The organism is Pelagimonas phthalicica (assembly GCF_004364805.1).
GTDB lineage: Bacteria > Pseudomonadota > Alphaproteobacteria > Rhodobacterales > Rhodobacteraceae > Pelagimonas > Pelagimonas phthalicica.
Genome location: NZ_SOAP01000001.1, coordinates 424,513 through 438,328 on the forward strand (window position 1 = coordinate 424,513; position 13,816 = coordinate 438,328).

At 59.3% G+C, this 13,816-nt stretch carries 14 protein-coding genes; 3 read left to right on the forward strand and 11 right to left on the reverse strand.

From position 1 onward, the window contains the following. Nucleotides 1-103 precede the first annotated feature (103 nt). Complete coding sequence (locus CLV87_RS02130; RefSeq protein WP_099243780.1) at nucleotides 104-1,837, reverse strand: calcium-binding protein; 1,734 nt, start codon at nucleotides 1,835-1,837, stop codon at nucleotides 104-106. A 310-nt stretch (nucleotides 1,838-2,147) separates the two neighbouring features. Continuing rightward, on the reverse strand, nucleotides 2,148-4,319 hold the full coding sequence (katG, locus tag CLV87_RS02135; RefSeq protein ID WP_099243778.1) for a catalase/peroxidase HPI: 2,172 nt from the start codon (nucleotides 4,317-4,319) through the stop codon (nucleotides 2,148-2,150). Nucleotides 4,320-4,424: 105 nt separating this feature from the next. On the opposite strand from katG, the gene CLV87_RS02140 reads away from it, so the two are divergent. Then, nucleotides 4,425-5,318, forward strand: a complete 894-nt coding sequence (locus CLV87_RS02140; protein ID WP_099243776.1) for a hydrogen peroxide-inducible genes activator — start codon at nucleotides 4,425-4,427, stop codon at nucleotides 5,316-5,318. A 736-nt stretch (nucleotides 5,319-6,054) separates the two neighbouring features. On the opposite strand, the gene CLV87_RS02145 is transcribed toward CLV87_RS02140, so the two are convergent. Beyond that, entirely contained in the window at nucleotides 6,055-7,254 is a 1,200-nt protein-coding gene (locus CLV87_RS02145; RefSeq protein WP_099243774.1) for an alpha-D-ribose 1-methylphosphonate 5-triphosphate diphosphatase, read from the reverse strand. On the opposite strand from CLV87_RS02145, the gene CLV87_RS02150 reads away from it, so the two are divergent. Then, entirely contained in the window at nucleotides 7,253-7,927 is a 675-nt protein-coding gene (locus tag CLV87_RS02150; protein WP_099243772.1) for a DUF1045 domain-containing protein, read from the forward strand. The genes CLV87_RS02145 and CLV87_RS02150 overlap by 2 nt on opposite strands. Here CLV87_RS02150 and phnN read toward each other — a convergent pair. The 4 genes from phnN to CLV87_RS02170 are packed head-to-tail and all read right to left on the reverse strand — an operon-like array spanning nucleotide 7,909 to nucleotide 10,754. Beyond that, nucleotides 7,909-8,454: a phosphonate metabolism protein/1,5-bisphosphokinase (PRPP-forming) PhnN gene (phnN, locus tag CLV87_RS02155; RefSeq protein ID WP_099243770.1), complete on the reverse strand. Its 546-nt coding sequence runs from the start codon at nucleotides 8,452-8,454 to the stop codon at nucleotides 7,909-7,911. The two genes, CLV87_RS02150 and phnN, sit on opposite strands and share 19 nt — an antisense overlap. Continuing rightward, the gene (gene phnL / locus CLV87_RS02160) at nucleotides 8,451-9,134 is read right to left on the reverse strand and encodes a phosphonate C-P lyase system protein PhnL (protein ID WP_099243768.1); all 684 of its coding nucleotides are present in this window, start codon (nucleotides 9,132-9,134) and stop codon (nucleotides 8,451-8,453) included. The genes phnN and phnL overlap by 4 nt, the downstream gene beginning before the upstream one ends. A 4-nt stretch (nucleotides 9,135-9,138) precedes the next feature. Then, the gene (gene phnK, locus CLV87_RS02165; protein WP_099243766.1) at nucleotides 9,139-9,909 is read right to left on the reverse strand and encodes a phosphonate C-P lyase system protein PhnK; all 771 of its coding nucleotides are present in this window, start codon (nucleotides 9,907-9,909) and stop codon (nucleotides 9,139-9,141) included. Then, a complete protein-coding gene (locus CLV87_RS02170) occupies nucleotides 9,906-10,754 on the reverse strand; it encodes an alpha-D-ribose 1-methylphosphonate 5-phosphate C-P-lyase PhnJ (protein ID WP_099243764.1) in 849 nt (282 codons plus the stop codon). Before CLV87_RS02170 ends, phnK begins: the two co-directional genes overlap by 4 nt. 31 nt (nucleotides 10,755-10,785) lie before the next feature. On the opposite strand from CLV87_RS02170, the gene CLV87_RS02175 reads away from it, so the two are divergent. Continuing rightward, entirely contained in the window at nucleotides 10,786-11,061 is a 276-nt protein-coding gene (locus CLV87_RS02175; RefSeq protein ID WP_099243762.1) for a hypothetical protein, read from the forward strand. Between the two features lie 2 nt (nucleotides 11,062-11,063). Here the strand turns inward: CLV87_RS02175 and CLV87_RS02180 are convergent, their stop codons facing one another. Genes CLV87_RS02180 through phnG form a run of 4 tightly spaced genes read right to left on the reverse strand, consistent with a single transcriptional unit; the run spans nucleotide 11,064 to nucleotide 13,790 of the window. Beyond that, nucleotides 11,064-11,666, reverse strand: a complete 603-nt coding sequence (locus CLV87_RS02180; protein WP_099243760.1) for an HAD family hydrolase — start codon at nucleotides 11,664-11,666, stop codon at nucleotides 11,064-11,066. After that, the gene (locus CLV87_RS02185) at nucleotides 11,663-12,775 is read right to left on the reverse strand and encodes a carbon-phosphorus lyase complex subunit PhnI (RefSeq protein ID WP_099243758.1); all 1,113 of its coding nucleotides are present in this window, start codon (nucleotides 12,773-12,775) and stop codon (nucleotides 11,663-11,665) included. Before CLV87_RS02185 ends, CLV87_RS02180 begins: the two co-directional genes overlap by 4 nt. Further along, nucleotides 12,775-13,338, reverse strand: coding sequence for a phosphonate C-P lyase system protein PhnH (gene phnH, locus CLV87_RS02190; protein WP_099243756.1), 564 nt, complete (start codon nucleotides 13,336-13,338; stop codon nucleotides 12,775-12,777). Before phnH ends, CLV87_RS02185 begins: the two co-directional genes overlap by 1 nt. After that, nucleotides 13,338-13,790, reverse strand: coding sequence for a phosphonate C-P lyase system protein PhnG (gene phnG, locus CLV87_RS02195; protein ID WP_099243754.1), 453 nt, complete (start codon nucleotides 13,788-13,790; stop codon nucleotides 13,338-13,340). Before phnG ends, phnH begins: the two co-directional genes overlap by 1 nt. Between the last annotated feature and the right edge of the window lie 26 nt (nucleotides 13,791-13,816).

A 13,816-nucleotide genomic window follows, 5' to 3' on the forward strand; every position in this document is an offset into this window, starting at 1 on the left:
TTGCCAGAAGCAAAATCTGACACGCGCCGGTGATGGCTGGGTTGTGTCAACAGAGCCTAGTGTCAGGTGTTATGGCCAAAACAACCTGAAACACGCACACCCGTTACAGAATGAAATCATCCACATCGAGCAAACTTACGCTCGCCACATTTTCCAAAATCACGCTGTTTCCATTGCCAAGATCCAGCAACAGGCCAGTTCCCGTATCGGTAATGTTATTGTCAATGAAATCCTGCGCGTCAGTGATATGAGACAGGCCCGACAGGTCGATCTTGTCACCTTCATTCGGATCGAAATCCGCAATCCGGTCATCTCCGGACCCGCCATGGAATACAAAGGTATCAGCACCCGCATTCCCGTTCAGCCGATCATCACCAGAATTCCCGTTGATACGATCGTCGCCATTGCCGCCAACGATGGTGTCATTGCCGCCTTCGCCATGCAGAAAGTCGTTGCCGTTATCTCCGTGCAGCCGATCATTCCCGGCCCCACCTAGCAAAAGGTCATTGCCTTGGCCGCCGGTGCTGGTGTCGTTACCTTCGCCCCCATACAGGCTGTCATTGCCATCATCGCCCTGCAAGTTGTCATTGCCGGTTCCACCATGGAGCGCGTCGTTGCCGCCCACACCTCTTAGCGTGTCGTTGCCACTGTCACCATGCAAAGTGTCACTGTCGGCACCGCCTCCCCCCCAAAGAAAATCATTGCCGCTGCCACCATACATGACATCCGCACCGGTCTGACCATTCAAATTATCATTCCCGGTGTTTCCGAAAATGCTATCCGCACCATCGCCGCCGATGATCGTGTCATGTCCACTGCCACCCCAAACAGTGTCATTGCCACCACCGGCTTGGACTGAGTCAGAATTGACACCGGCCGCAATAACATCTCCATAAGCGGATCCGGATATCACAGCAGCTACATCGGCCGGTGTATCGTCGTAATCATTGATATAATACCCATTGGTTGCAGGGGCGGCACCATTAGGAACGACGTTTTGAGGGTCGACAAAGCTTACATCTGGCAGGTTGTCGAAATCTGGGTAAGTAGATGGGTCATTTTGATCCCCGATAAAATGTGATTCTTGCAAACCACCGGGACCACCGACATCACTACCATCCACACGAGCGCCTTCTAGGGCGTAAAAGACACGCGCACCATTTGCAGTTGTAATCAAGAGCCACTGCTGGGGATCCGCGTTAGGATCGAGGTGATCACCGTTGTAAGAGACAACCCGTACGTTGCTTGGCAAATTGTTGAGGTCAATAATGTTTCCCTCAATGGCAATCTCGTCCCGAGAGGGATCAAAATCCTCGATCCGACCGACAACAACCGAACCAGCCGCAATTTGATCCAAGTTTCCAAAGTTGAAAACATCGCTGCCGAGTGACGCTGATAAAACCGTCTCGCCTGGTGCAAGCGTCTTAGGGTGATCTTCGTCCCCGCGCACATGGTGCCCATCCGCAAAGGGCGATGTTATATTGTCAAAAAACATGTTGATGGTATCGTCACCATCGCCAGCATAAATATGCACATGAGAGTTGTTGTTAACGGCGAAGGTATCGATCCGATCATTTCCACCCCCACCCCAGACACCTCCTCGGCTGTCTCGAATAATGTGATCGTCGCTATCTGATCCATAGAATCTTAAGGCCGCGTTCCAACCATCATGCGTTGTAGCGTAAGCACTATTCTGGAAGAGGGTTGTTGCCCGAAAATCATCCCACAATTCGTTAACATCTACCTCATTTACGAACCCACTTCCTTCATAATAAATGTAAACCAGTCCATTATCCTGAAACTCAAAACGGTAATCACCCCAAGTCAAACTAGGCATACTTTTCTTCCCTATCAAAATTTTCAACCTCTGAACTGAGGTTTACGTTTTGAAAGTAAACAGAGAGACTAAGAAACTTCAACTTAAAGGGCAGACTTATTTGCAACGAAATATCATTGATTGATAATCGATGAAACCGACAGGTCAGATGAGGTTAAGTTATTGCGGTCCGATTGCGTCGCTTCGGCCCGTAGTTGCTCAGCAAGCGTTGTCAGTTGTCAATTGTGTCCAGAAATACACAGTTTACTTGTTCAAAACGAAATGGGGGCCACGAATGGCCCCCGTTCTTCCCTTCAATTCCAACCAGTGATCACAGATCAAAACGATCCGCGTTCATGACCTTGGTCCAGGCGTTGACAAAGTCGCAGATGAATTTGCCCTCATTGTCACTCTGGGCATAGACCTCGCTCAGCGCGCGCAGTTGCGAGTTGGAGCCAAAGACCAGATCGACGCGGGTTGCCGTCCAGCGGGTCTCGCCACCGGCCTTGCCCTCATAGACCCCGTCCCCGGCATCCGACCAGCTTGTGCCCATATCCAGCACATTGACAAAGAAGTCATTCGAAAGCGTACCAACCTGATCCGTGAACACCCCATGCGCGCTGCCGCCATGATTGGCCCCCAGCACCCGCAAGCCACCCACAAGCACGGTCATTTCCGGCGCGGTCAGGGTCAACAGCTGCGCCTTGTCAATCAGCAACTCCTCTGGGGACACACGATAGGCCTGCTTCTGGAAGTTGCGGAACCCGTCCGCCTCCGGCTCCAGATAGCCCACGCTTTCCACATCGGTCTGCTCCTGCGTCGCGTCGCCCCGGCCCAGGGTGACCGGCACCTCAACATCGTGACCACCGGCCTTGGCCGCTGCCTCGATGCCAGCCGCACCGCCAATGACGATCATATCCGCCATGGAGACAGCTTTGCCGCTGCTCGCCCGGACACCCTCCAGCGCGCTCAGCACCCGGTCCAGCTCAGCCGGTTCATTGGCGGCCCAATCCTTCATCGGAGCCAGTCGCACCCGCGCCCCATTGGCCCCGCCGCGCATATCCGACCCACGATAGGTCGAGGCCGAGGCCCAGGCGGTTTTCACCAGGTCAGACACGCTCAGCCCGGCCTCCAGAACCGCGGCCTTCAACGCCGCCACATCGCCGTCGCTCAGATCGGTCTCACTGGCCGGGATCGGATCCTGCCAGATCAGCTCTTCGCTCGGCGCCTCCGGCCCGACATAGCGCACGCGAGGGCCCATATCACGATGGGTCAGCTTGAACCAGGCGCGGGCAAAGGCCTCGGCGAATTCCTCGGGGTTCTCATGGAAGCGCTTGGCAATCGGGCCATAGATCGGATCCATGCGCATCGCCATATCGGCGGTGGTCATCATGGTCTTGACCTTTTGCGAGGCATCATGCGCTGCCGGGGCCATATCCTCTTCTTTGACATTCACCGGCTCCCAGATCCACGCCCCCGCCGGGGATTTGGTCAGGTTCCAGTCATAGCCAAACAGCAGATCGAAATAGCCATTGTCCCACTGGATCGGGTTCGCGGTCCACGCGCCTTCGATCCCGCTGGTGGTGGTGTCGCCTCCCTTGCCGGACCCGTGTGAATTGATCCAGCCAAAGCCCATGGCCTCGATCGGCGCGGCTTCCGGCTCTGGCCCGACTTTGGCCGGATCACCCGCACCATGCGCCTTGCCAAAGGTATGCCCCCCGGCGACCAGCGCCACGGTTTCCTCATCATTCATCGCCATGCGGGCAAACGTCTCGCGGATATCGCGCCCCGAGGCCAGAATATCCGGTTCGCCATTCGGCCCTTCGGGGTTCACATAGATCAGCCCCATCTGCACCGCAGCCAACGGGTTATCCAGATCCCGCTCACCACTATAGCGGCTGTTCTCATTCTCATCCGGGGCCAGCCATTCGGTCTCTGCCCCCCAATAGACATCCTCTTCAGGCTCCCAAACATCCGCACGGCCACCGGCAAAACCAAAGGTGCGCCCGCCCATGCTTTCAATCGCCACATTGCCCGCCAGAATGAACAGATCCGCCCAGCTGATCGCATTGCCGTATTTCTGCTTGATCGGCCAAAGCAAGCGGCGCGCCTTATCCAGGTTGCCATTATCGGGCCAAGAATTCAGCGGCGCAAACCGTTGCTGCCCGGTGCCGCCACCGCCACGCCCGTCAGCGGTGCGATAGGTCCCGGCAGAATGCCAGGCCATGCGGATGAACAAGCCACCATAATGGCCATAATCGGCGGGCCACCACTCCTGACTGTCGGTCATCAGCGCGGTCAGATCCGCCTTGAGGCCTTCGTAATCAATCCCTTTGAACGCCTCAACGTAATCAAAACCCTCACCCATCGGGTCGGTCTTTGAGGTGTTCTGGTTCAGGATGCGCAGGTTCAGCTGGTTGGGCCACCAATCCTTGTTCGAGCGCATGCTGACATTGGTTGCCCCATGTGCGACCGGGCATTTGCCCATGCTGTTACCGTCCATAAAATCTCTCCCTAGCTGACGTGGCGACTTGGCTCCTTCACAGCCTAGCCGGGTATTTTCATAAAAAGAAATTGCATTTTCGAATGGTTCTAATAATTTCAAATTATGAGCAATATCACCTTGAAACAGCTACGCTATTTCGAAGCCCTCGCCCGGTTGGGCCATTTTGGTCAGGCGGCGGATGCCTGCGCCGTGTCGCAACCCGCGCTGTCCGTTCAGATCAAAGAGCTTGAGATGCGCCTGGGCGGGCCGCTTTTCCTGCGTGAACCGCGCCGGGTTCAACTGACGCATCTCGGCATAGAAATGCTGGAACGCGCCCGCGCCATCCTGCATTCGGTGGACGAGCTCGAAGACCTCGCCCGCGCCGCCCAATCCAGCCTGCAAGGCCAGTTGCGCATCGGGATCATCCCGACCATCGCCCCCTATCTCTTGCCCGCCATTCTTGACCCGCTGACCCGCGCCTTTCCCGATGCCGATATCCATATCCGCGAGACGATGACGCCGGTGCTGATTCAGGAACTTTCGGATGGGCAATTGGACACCGCTATTCTCGCTTTGCCCATCTCGGAACCGTGGCTCAGCGAACATCCTCTGTTCGACGAAAGCTTTGTTCTGGTCCGCCCCGAGGGCGAAGCCACCCTGCCCGTCCCCGACCCCAGCGACCTGCAAAAGATGCGCCTGCTGCTGCTGGAAGAGGGTCATTGTTTTCGCGACCAGGCGCTGGCCTTTTGCAACATCCCCGCCTCGCAACGTGCCCGCACTTTGGATGGCACGACGCTCTCGACCTTGGTGCGCATGGTCGAGGCCGGGTTTGGTGTGACCCTGATCCCGGAAATGGCCATCGCCTCCGAGACCCGCTCCGCCCAGGTCTCCACCGCGCATTTCACCGCCCCCCGCCCCAGCCGCACCATCGGCATGGTCTGGCGAAAATCCTCGCCGCTTGCGGGGCATTTTCAGGGCATGGCGGCGATTATTCGTGAGGTGCAGGGGACGCTTTGAGTGACAGAGCAAAGCCGAACGAAGACGCGTGAGTGACGATACTGCAAATCTGATTTGGAAAAATTCTCCTTCCGGATTGCTTGCAATCCGGTTCGCACCCGACCCCGCCCCCCAGGGCGGGTGCGAAACTCCATCGGCTCAACCGCCGACGACCCAAATTCTTGGCCCACCAGACTGGACAAATTGACAGCCGCCCTCGGGTCCGGGTGCGAACCTCGGCACCCCCTAATTAACGCAAATTAATCGAATTTAACCAAAAACCCGGCCCAACAGCCGCCCCGCAAACCAACCAAACACCCAATCTCTACAAAACGCGGCCAGAATCAGACAGATTGCCCCGCAACCCGCGCCAAATCCCTATTCCGGGGCCCCGAATTGCCCCAGGCAATCCCCCCTAAACAGGCGGTGTTTTGTACCAATACCCCCGTTGCGCAAGCCGCGAACGGACCGTTACCACCACCGAACGCTGGGTTAGGGTCAGGATGCATTGATTTGGCATCACTGGTTTGCCTGTCTTAGCCCCTGACAAGGCACATCGGCAAAGAAATACTGGTTGTATTTCAAGGCGATGTAACGCAGATCAGGGGCTAAGACAGGCAAATCGTCCCGACGCAGGAAGCGCTGCAAAGCTGCGGCTTTGACCGCTTGCAATTGACCCGGCCAGTTCCTGCGCGTCCAAAGCCCCTGCTTTATTGCTCTTCCTGCGCCAGTGACGCCAAATCAATGCATCCTGACCCTAGCTCACCCGTCGCCCATGGCTCCAAACCGAGCGGATCAGATGCGTGTCGCCCACCATTCGGATGCGCACCAGATCGGCGCGTTTGCCGGTCTCGATCACGCCGCGATCCTGCAAGCCAGCCGCCACTGCCGGGCTTTCTGTCACGCAACGAATGGCGCGGGGTAAGTCCTTCCAAACGCTCGCCAATTTGAACGCCGATTGCAGCAGAGCCGCTGGGATGTAATCCGAAGACACGATGTCGAGCAGATCCATGTCTGCCAGTTCCAACGCCGAGACATTGTTGGAATGCGACCCGCCGCGCATGATATTGGGCGCGCCCATCATCACGGCTATGTCTTTGTCATGACAGGCTTTTGCCGCCTCAACCGTGGTGGGAAACTCGGCCAGATGAATGCCATGCCCCGCCGAAACCGCGACCTGCTCGGCGGTGGTGTCATCATGGCTGGCCAGCACCGCGCCAAAGCGCGCTGCCTCGGCCACCGTACCCGCCTCATGCGCATCCCCATGCGCCTCACGCAACCCTTTGAGATGCGCCACATGCTCTTCAAACTCCGCATCACTCATGCCGCGTTTCTTGGCCACATATTGCTTGAGTTTTGAGATATCGCGGAACTGGCGCTGCCCCGGCGTATGATCCATCAGGCTCACGATGCCAACCCGATCATCCGGTCCAAATTCCGCCAATTCCTGCAAGAGCGTTTCAGAACAAACCTCAGCGCGTAAGTGCAAGAAATGACTAATCTTTAACGCCCCCGCCGCGCGCAATTCCAGCATCTCACTGGCCAGGTTGCGGGCATATTTCGAATAGCCACCTTTGGTATTCTCCTTGGCGATCGACCCCACCCGCATCGCGTCAAAAACCGTGGTGATCCCGGTCGAAGCCAGCTCGGCATCATGGGCCACAATCGCCGCCGCATGGGGCCATTCCACACCGGGACGCGGCTCGATATGACGCTCAAGATTATCGGTGTGCAGCTCGACCAGACCGGGGATCAGAAAATCCCCCTTGCAATCCATCGCCCCCACCGGAATATCCCCGGTTTCCTCAATCGCCACGATCTGCCCCTGCGAGACACTGACAGCGCCGGTAAAGACCTGATCGCGGGTCACAACCTTGGCATTGGCGAAGCAGAGATTTTCTGTCACATCACCGTCATCGGTTTGCGGCAAAAGCGTTGGAGTGAAAGGCGAATTCATGTCAGACTACTCTCGTTTCGGAATTTACTATCTGCCCCCAAACGGGGCTCTGGCGGCGTTTGGCGCGCAGTGGCTGGGCTGGGATGTCGAGACCGGTACAGCGTGCGATTTGCCCGATGTGGCCGAGATTGATGACATTACCATGACACCGCGCAAATATGGCTTTCACGGAACGCTGAAACCGCCTTTTGTGCTGGCTGTGGGCACTGATCTGGAAGGGTTGAAATCCGCGCTGACCACGCTTTGCGCCACCCAAAAACCGGTCAGTATTGACGGGCTGGAACTGGCGCAGCTGGGGCGTTTCATGGCGCTGGTGCCCTCTGGCGATACCAGCGATTTGGCCGCCCTCGCTGCGCGTCTGGTGCAAGAACTCGACGGGTTTCGCGCCCCCGCCTCCGAGGCGGAACTGGCGCGCCGTCGCAAGGCCAACCTCTCGCCCGAGCAAGAGGCGCATTTGCTGAAATGGGGTTACCCTTACGTGCTGGATCAGTTCAAATTTCACCTGACCCTGACCGGAAAACTGTCCAAACCGCAGGCCCGCATCGCAAGCGAGGCTTTGCAGCGCCTTCTGCCCGACCTGCCTCAACCCTTTGAAATCAAAGAGGTTGGACTGGTGGGCGAACGCCCGGATGGTCGGTTTGAAACGATCCAACGCTACACCCTTTCCGGCTGAAGCAAAGCGCGCGCCTCTGCAATAGTGTCCGCAAGGGCACCATCATTGCTCACCGTCACCACGCGCAGATGCCCCGGCAGATCCGCACCGCTGCGTGCCAGCCGCTGTGCGATATCCTCGGCACTTTCACGCCCCCGCCCGGCCAGACGTTTGGCCAAGACCTCGCCGCTGGCGGTCAGGTTCAACACGCGAAAATCGGCAAAGACCTCATGCGCTTCGGCCAGAACCGCGCGGGACAGGTTGATCAGGTAATTCTGCCCGGCATTGGCCTGTTCCTGCACCCGTGCCGGGATGCCATAGGACAGCCCATGCGCCTGCCAGGACAGACAATAGCCCCCCGCATCCTGTCGCTCGGCAAACTGCGCCGGGCTGAGCGGGGTAAAATCCTCGCCCCCCAGTTCGGCTGCGCGGGTGATGTCGCGCTTGACCAGTTGGTAAGAGCCATCAGCCGCCATCAGCCCAGCCATGACGCTGTCTTTGCCGACGCCCGACGGGCCGACGACAGCTATGACTCTTCCCGGTGTCATGCCGCCGCTCCGACACCAAAGCCAGACAGGTCGATCTCGCGATCACACACTTCCGAGCGCGCCTCGGCATCGTGGAAAATGCCGATAATCGCCGCGCCACGGGCCTTGGCCTCTTTGATCAGTGACAGCACGACCTCGCGGTTCACCGGGTCAAGGCTGGCGGTGGGTTCATCCAGCAGCATGGCCGGATAATCATAGGCAAAGCCGCGCGCGATATTCACCCGCTGTTGCTCCCCCCCCGAAAACGTCGTGGGCGACAGCGACCAGAGCGTTTGTGGAATGTTCAAGCGGCGCAGAAGCTCTTCGGCCCGGGCCCGGGCCGCCTCGCGATCCTGCCCCACCGCCAAAAGCGGCTCGGCCACCACTTCCAGCGTCGCCACCCGAGGTACCACGCGCAGGAACTGGCTGACATAGCCCAATGTATCGCGGCGCAGGGCCAGGATCTGGCGTGGTTCGGCCCCAACCAGATCCAGATCACCAATGCGGATCGACCCGGAGGAGGCAAAATAATTGCCATAGATCATCCGCATCAGGGTGGATTTCCCCGCCCCTGATTGCCCGGTCAGCGCCACGCATTCCCCCGCCGCCACCGACAGGTTCGCCCCGCGCATCACGTCGATCACGGCGCTGCCCTGATTGTGCAGAGTGAAGCTTTTGGAGAGGTTTTCGACTGTAATCATGGTGTTACACCTGCAAAACAGAGCTGACCAGCAGCTGGGTATAGGGTTCTTGCGGATCGTCCAGCACCTGATCGGTCAGCCCGGTTTCGATCACATGCCCGTCTTTCATCACCATCAAGCGATCCGCCAACAGGCGCACAACAGCCAGGTCATGGGTAACGATGATCGCTGACAGGCCCATGTCGCGCACCAGCCCGCGTAGCAGATCGAGCAGGCGCGCCTGAACCGAGACATCAAGGCCGCCGGTGGGTTCATCCATAAAGACAAGACGCGGATTGGTCACCAGATTGCGCGCGATTTGCAGACGTTGCTGCATACCGCCGGAAAAGGTGGTCGGGCGGTCGTCGATACGTGCCTCGCTGATCTCCACCCGGCCCAGCCAGTCGGCGGCACTGTCGCGGATATCACCATAATGGCGCGCGCCCACGGCCATCAGCCGCTCGCCGACATTGCCGCCAGCGCTGACATTCATCCGCAGCCCGTCCCGCGCATGTTGATGGACAAAGGCCCAGTCGGTGCGGCGCAACATGCGCCGCTCTGGCTCGCTCATCTGCAAGGTATCGCGCGGGCCAGCCTCGCGCGTGCCAAACACCACCTGCCCCTGATCTGGGGTCAATTGCCCTGCCAGACAGTTCAACAATGTGGTCTTGCCCGAGCCGCTTTCCCCAACGATCCCCATGACTTCGCCCGGATAGAGGTCAAACGCCACATCGGTGCAGCCTACATGGCTGCCATAGGTCTTGCGGATATCCCGCACGGATAGCAAAGGTGTCATGCTGCATCCTTTCCAACATGCCCCGCCGCGCGGCGGCTTTCGCAATAATCAGTGTCCGAACAGACAAACATCCGCCCGCCCTGATCATCGGTGATAACCTCATCAAGATAGGAATCCTCGGCCCCGCACAGCGCGCAGGCATGGGGGGCCTTGGACGCCTCAAACGGGTGATCGTCAAAATCAAGGCTCACCACTTTGGTGTATGGGGGCAGCGCATAGATGCGCTGCTCACGCCCCGCCCCGAAAAGCTGGATCGCCGCCATCTCCATCTTGGGATTGTCGAATTTCGGGATCGGCGACGGGTCCATCACGTAACGCCCCTGCACCTCGACCGGATAGGCATAAGAGGTGGCGATATGGCCGTGGCGGGCGATATCCTCGTAGAGCTTCACGTGCATAAGACCATATTCCTCAAGCGCGTGCATCTTGCGCGTCTCGGTCTCGCGCGGCTCAAGGAAACGCAGTGGTTCGGGGATTGGAACCTGATAGACAAGGATCTGATCCTCGCTCAGCACCTCTTCGGGGATGCGGTGGCGGGTCTGGATCACCGTGGCCTCAGCGGTTTTGCTGGTGGTGGCCACATCCGCCGTACGCTCAAAGAACTTGCGGATCGAGACCGCATTGGTGGTGTCATCCGCGCCCTGATCGATCACCTTGAGCGTGTCATCGGGCGTCAATGTCGCCGCCGAAACCTGCACCCCACCGGTGCCCCATCCATAAGGCATGGGCATCTCACGGCTGGCAAAAGGCACCTGATAGCCGGGGATCGCCAACCCCTTGAGGATCGCGCGGCGGATCATACGTTTGGTCTGTTCATCCAGATAGGCGAAGTTATAGTCACTCATGGAACAGTCCTTTTCCGAGTGAGGTGAAGACATGAACGGCACAGTGATTGCGTTCTTCATGGCGGCCGTGGTTGCGGCCATAATCGGCACGGTGATCTGGGACAGCCGCCGACGCAAACGCCGCCGCGCCAGCCTGCATCAGGACAGCAGCGGCACCTGGGTTTGGACCGATTTTGACGGCTCCACCCGCAGCTCGCGCACCCATCCCGAAGAAAAAGGCGGCGATTGGTACAATGAACCCGGCGGCGGAGGTTATGATGGCGGCTCTGACGGGGGCGGCGATGGTGGCGGGGGCGGCGGCGATTGACATCACAGCAGACCCCGCTTGATCAACTCGACCTCTAAGGCCTCGGCCCCGGTGAAATGGATCGCATCCATCCCCGCCGCCTTGGCACCGGTCACGTTTTTGGGGCTGTCATCGATAAACACACAGTCACTGGCCTGAACGCCAGCGCGCTCACACAGGATCTCATAGATCCGCGCATCGGGCTTGATGATCTGCTCTTCGCCAGACACCACGGTCACACCAAAGGCGGTTTTCAGCTCGGGGTGCAGGTTGCAGCCCACCGGCCAGGTCTCAAGCGACCAATTTGTGATGGCATGCAGCGGCACATCGCGCGCCTGCAGGCGGTGCAGCAATTCCCAGCTGCCGTCCAGCTTGGTCTGGATCGTGCGATCAAACCGCCCGACATAACCCGCCAACCGGGCGCGATCCTGGGCATCGTCAATCTCCAGCGCCAGATCGGTAAAGCGTTCGCCACCATCGGCGCGCAGGTTACGCTCGGCAAAGCCCACGCGCTCCATAAACGCCTGCACGGCCTCAACACTGCCCAGCTCGTCGAGCCAGGCCAGATGCGGCTGCCAATCCAGCAGCACACCGCCAATATCAAACACCACGACCGAGGGTTTCATTCCGCGGCCTCCGGCACTTGGTTTGCCATGTCGGCAGCTGCGCGGGCCTCTTCCACCTCTTTGCGCAGGGTCCGCACCAGCTCCAATTCCGATTGGAAATCAACGTAATGGGGCAGTTTGATATGTTCGAGGAACCCTGTCGCCTGGATATTGTCACCATGGCTCAGCACAAATTCCACATCCTGCGCAGGCGCGCCAACATTGTCCTCGCCCAGCTCTTCCCAACGCAGCGCCCGATCCACCAAAGCCATAGAGATCGACTTGCGTTCAGACTGACCAAAGACCAGCCCATAGCCGCGGGTAAACTGCGGCGGTTCGGTTTTTGAGCCGGTGAACTGGTTCACGGTCTCGCATTCGGTCAGGGTGATTTCACCAATCTCGATGGCGAAACCCAGCTCGGGGATCTCCATTTCAACGGCAACCTCGCCAATGCGCAGCTCGCCGACAAAGGCATGGTTGCGGCCATAGCCGCGCTGGGTGGAATAGGCCATGCCAAGGGCAAACCCCTCATCCGAGCGGGTCAGGGCCTGCAGGCGCAGCGACCTGTCCGCAGGAAATTCCAGCGGCTCGCGGGTCAGATCCGGTGGGGTGTCCTCGCCCTCGCCCGCCTCTTCGATCAGCCCTTCGCGGTTCAAAAATCCGGTGACATGGGGCACGGGATCGGCGCTGGTCTCGCGACTTGGGGCCTCGGCCACCTCGCCATTGGCGGCCAGTTGAAAATCGATCAAACGGTGGGTGTAGTCAAAGGTCGGCCCCAAGACCTGCCCACCCGGCAGATCCTTGAACGTCGCCGAAATGCGCCGCTCGCAGGCCATCTCAGCAGTGTCCAGCGGCAGGCTGCCACCAAAGCGCGGCAAAGTTGTGCGATAGGCGCGGATCAAAAAGATCGCCTCGATCATATCGCCGCGCGCCTGCTTGATCGCCAGCGCCGCCAGATCCGCATCATAAAGCGAGCCTTCCGCCATGACGCGATTGACCGCCAGCTTGAGCTGTTCGCGGATCTGCGCAACGCTCAGCTCGGCAATATCCCTGTCGCCCCGGCGTTCTTCGCCCAGCCAGGCATGGGCGTTTTCAATGGCGCGTTCGCCACCCTTTACAGCCACATACATCAGTTGACCTCCGTGCTGCGCGGCAGGGCCGCGAGTTGCGCGCCTGCGGTAAAGACAAAGTCCAGCCCCAAGGGAAACAGGGTGTGATTGGCCTGAAAGGCGGTGGTTTCGGGCAGAGAAAGTGCCGCGCTGTCCTTGATCCCGGGACCGCGCAGGGTTGCGCCATTTTGCGTCAGGCTATCGCTTTCCACGATCAAGGTGGCCGAGCGATCCGGGTATTCGGCGGTGCCGATCCGGTATTGCTCCAGTGGCAGCAACTCCTCCCAGCGCCCCAGCGCGAAATCCGCCCTTTCGGCCGGAACCAGGGGCGCGCCGAAATGAAAGGCAACCCAGCCGCGCATTTCTGCACTGTCAAAGCTCGGGGCCAAATAGAGGCCAGTATCGGCGTCGCACAGGGTCAACAGGGTGACCGCCGCGCCAATCGACAGCGGTGCGGGCCCCTGCCCGCCGCTGACCTCAAAGATCTCGCCCGGACGTGCCATGGCGTTCATCAAGGCGCGAAACCCGTGGGCGGCCTCCTGGGCCGGATTGGCAAAACCGCCGCTGAGTGCTGCACTGTTCATCAATCTTCCCCTCGCGCCATCGTAAAGAATTCAACTTTGGTGGCGGCAGCCTTGCCGGCGCGGGTCGCGCGGCGTGTCGCCATCTCTTGACGCAATGGTGCCAGCACCGCGTCGGCGATGTGATCCGCAGCCTCGGTCTGCATCAGCGCATCAATCAAGGCCGCGCTCAGCGCATCCTCTTTGCTGCGCCCCTGCACATAGCCATGACCAACCGTTCCGCACGCCAGCTTGAGACTGGCGCGGGTCACGGTGATCTCGCCCAGATTGAACGGAGCCCCCGTGCCCCCGGCCCGACCGCGCACCATGACGCTGCCAATTTCGGGGGCGCGCAACAGCTCATGAGACGGGCTGAGATCCAGCGCCGACAACAAGTCTCTTGCCCGTCCGGTGGGCGATTTTGCCAGCAGGCTCAGCCAATCGCGCCGCGCCGTGTCTGTTGTTTGATCGAGCATCTAGACAACCTTCTCAGATACTATAC

Coding starts and splice junctions, on each gene's coding strand:
- CLV87_RS02130 (WP_099243780.1), bottom strand. CDS start 1,837: ATGCCTAGTTTGACTTGGGGTGATTACCGTTTTGAGTTTCAGGATAAT.
- katG (WP_099243778.1), bottom strand. CDS start 4,319: ATGGACGGTAACAGCATGGGCAAATGCCCGGTCGCACATGGGGCAACC.
- CLV87_RS02140 (WP_099243776.1), top strand. CDS start 4,425: ATGAGCAATATCACCTTGAAACAGCTACGCTATTTCGAAGCCCTCGCC.
- CLV87_RS02150 (WP_099243772.1), top strand. CDS start 7,253: ATGTCAGACTACTCTCGTTTCGGAATTTACTATCTGCCCCCAAACGGG.
- CLV87_RS02145 (WP_099243774.1), bottom strand. CDS start 7,254: ATGAATTCGCCTTTCACTCCAACGCTTTTGCCGCAAACCGATGACGGT.
- phnN (WP_099243770.1), bottom strand. CDS start 8,454: ATGACACCGGGAAGAGTCATAGCTGTCGTCGGCCCGTCGGGCGTCGGC.
- phnL (WP_099243768.1), bottom strand. CDS start 9,134: ATGATTACAGTCGAAAACCTCTCCAAAAGCTTCACTCTGCACAATCAG.
- phnK (WP_099243766.1), bottom strand. CDS start 9,909: ATGACACCTTTGCTATCCGTGCGGGATATCCGCAAGACCTATGGCAGC.
- CLV87_RS02170 (WP_099243764.1), bottom strand. CDS start 10,754: ATGAGTGACTATAACTTCGCCTATCTGGATGAACAGACCAAACGTATG.
- CLV87_RS02175 (WP_099243762.1), top strand. CDS start 10,786: ATGAACGGCACAGTGATTGCGTTCTTCATGGCGGCCGTGGTTGCGGCC.
- CLV87_RS02180 (WP_099243760.1), bottom strand. CDS start 11,666: ATGAAACCCTCGGTCGTGGTGTTTGATATTGGCGGTGTGCTGCTGGAT.
- CLV87_RS02185 (WP_099243758.1), bottom strand. CDS start 12,775: ATGTATGTGGCTGTAAAGGGTGGCGAACGCGCCATTGAAAACGCCCAT.
- phnH (WP_099243756.1), bottom strand. CDS start 13,338: ATGAACAGTGCAGCACTCAGCGGCGGTTTTGCCAATCCGGCCCAGGAG.
- phnG (WP_099243754.1), bottom strand. CDS start 13,790: ATGCTCGATCAAACAACAGACACGGCGCGGCGCGATTGGCTGAGCCTG.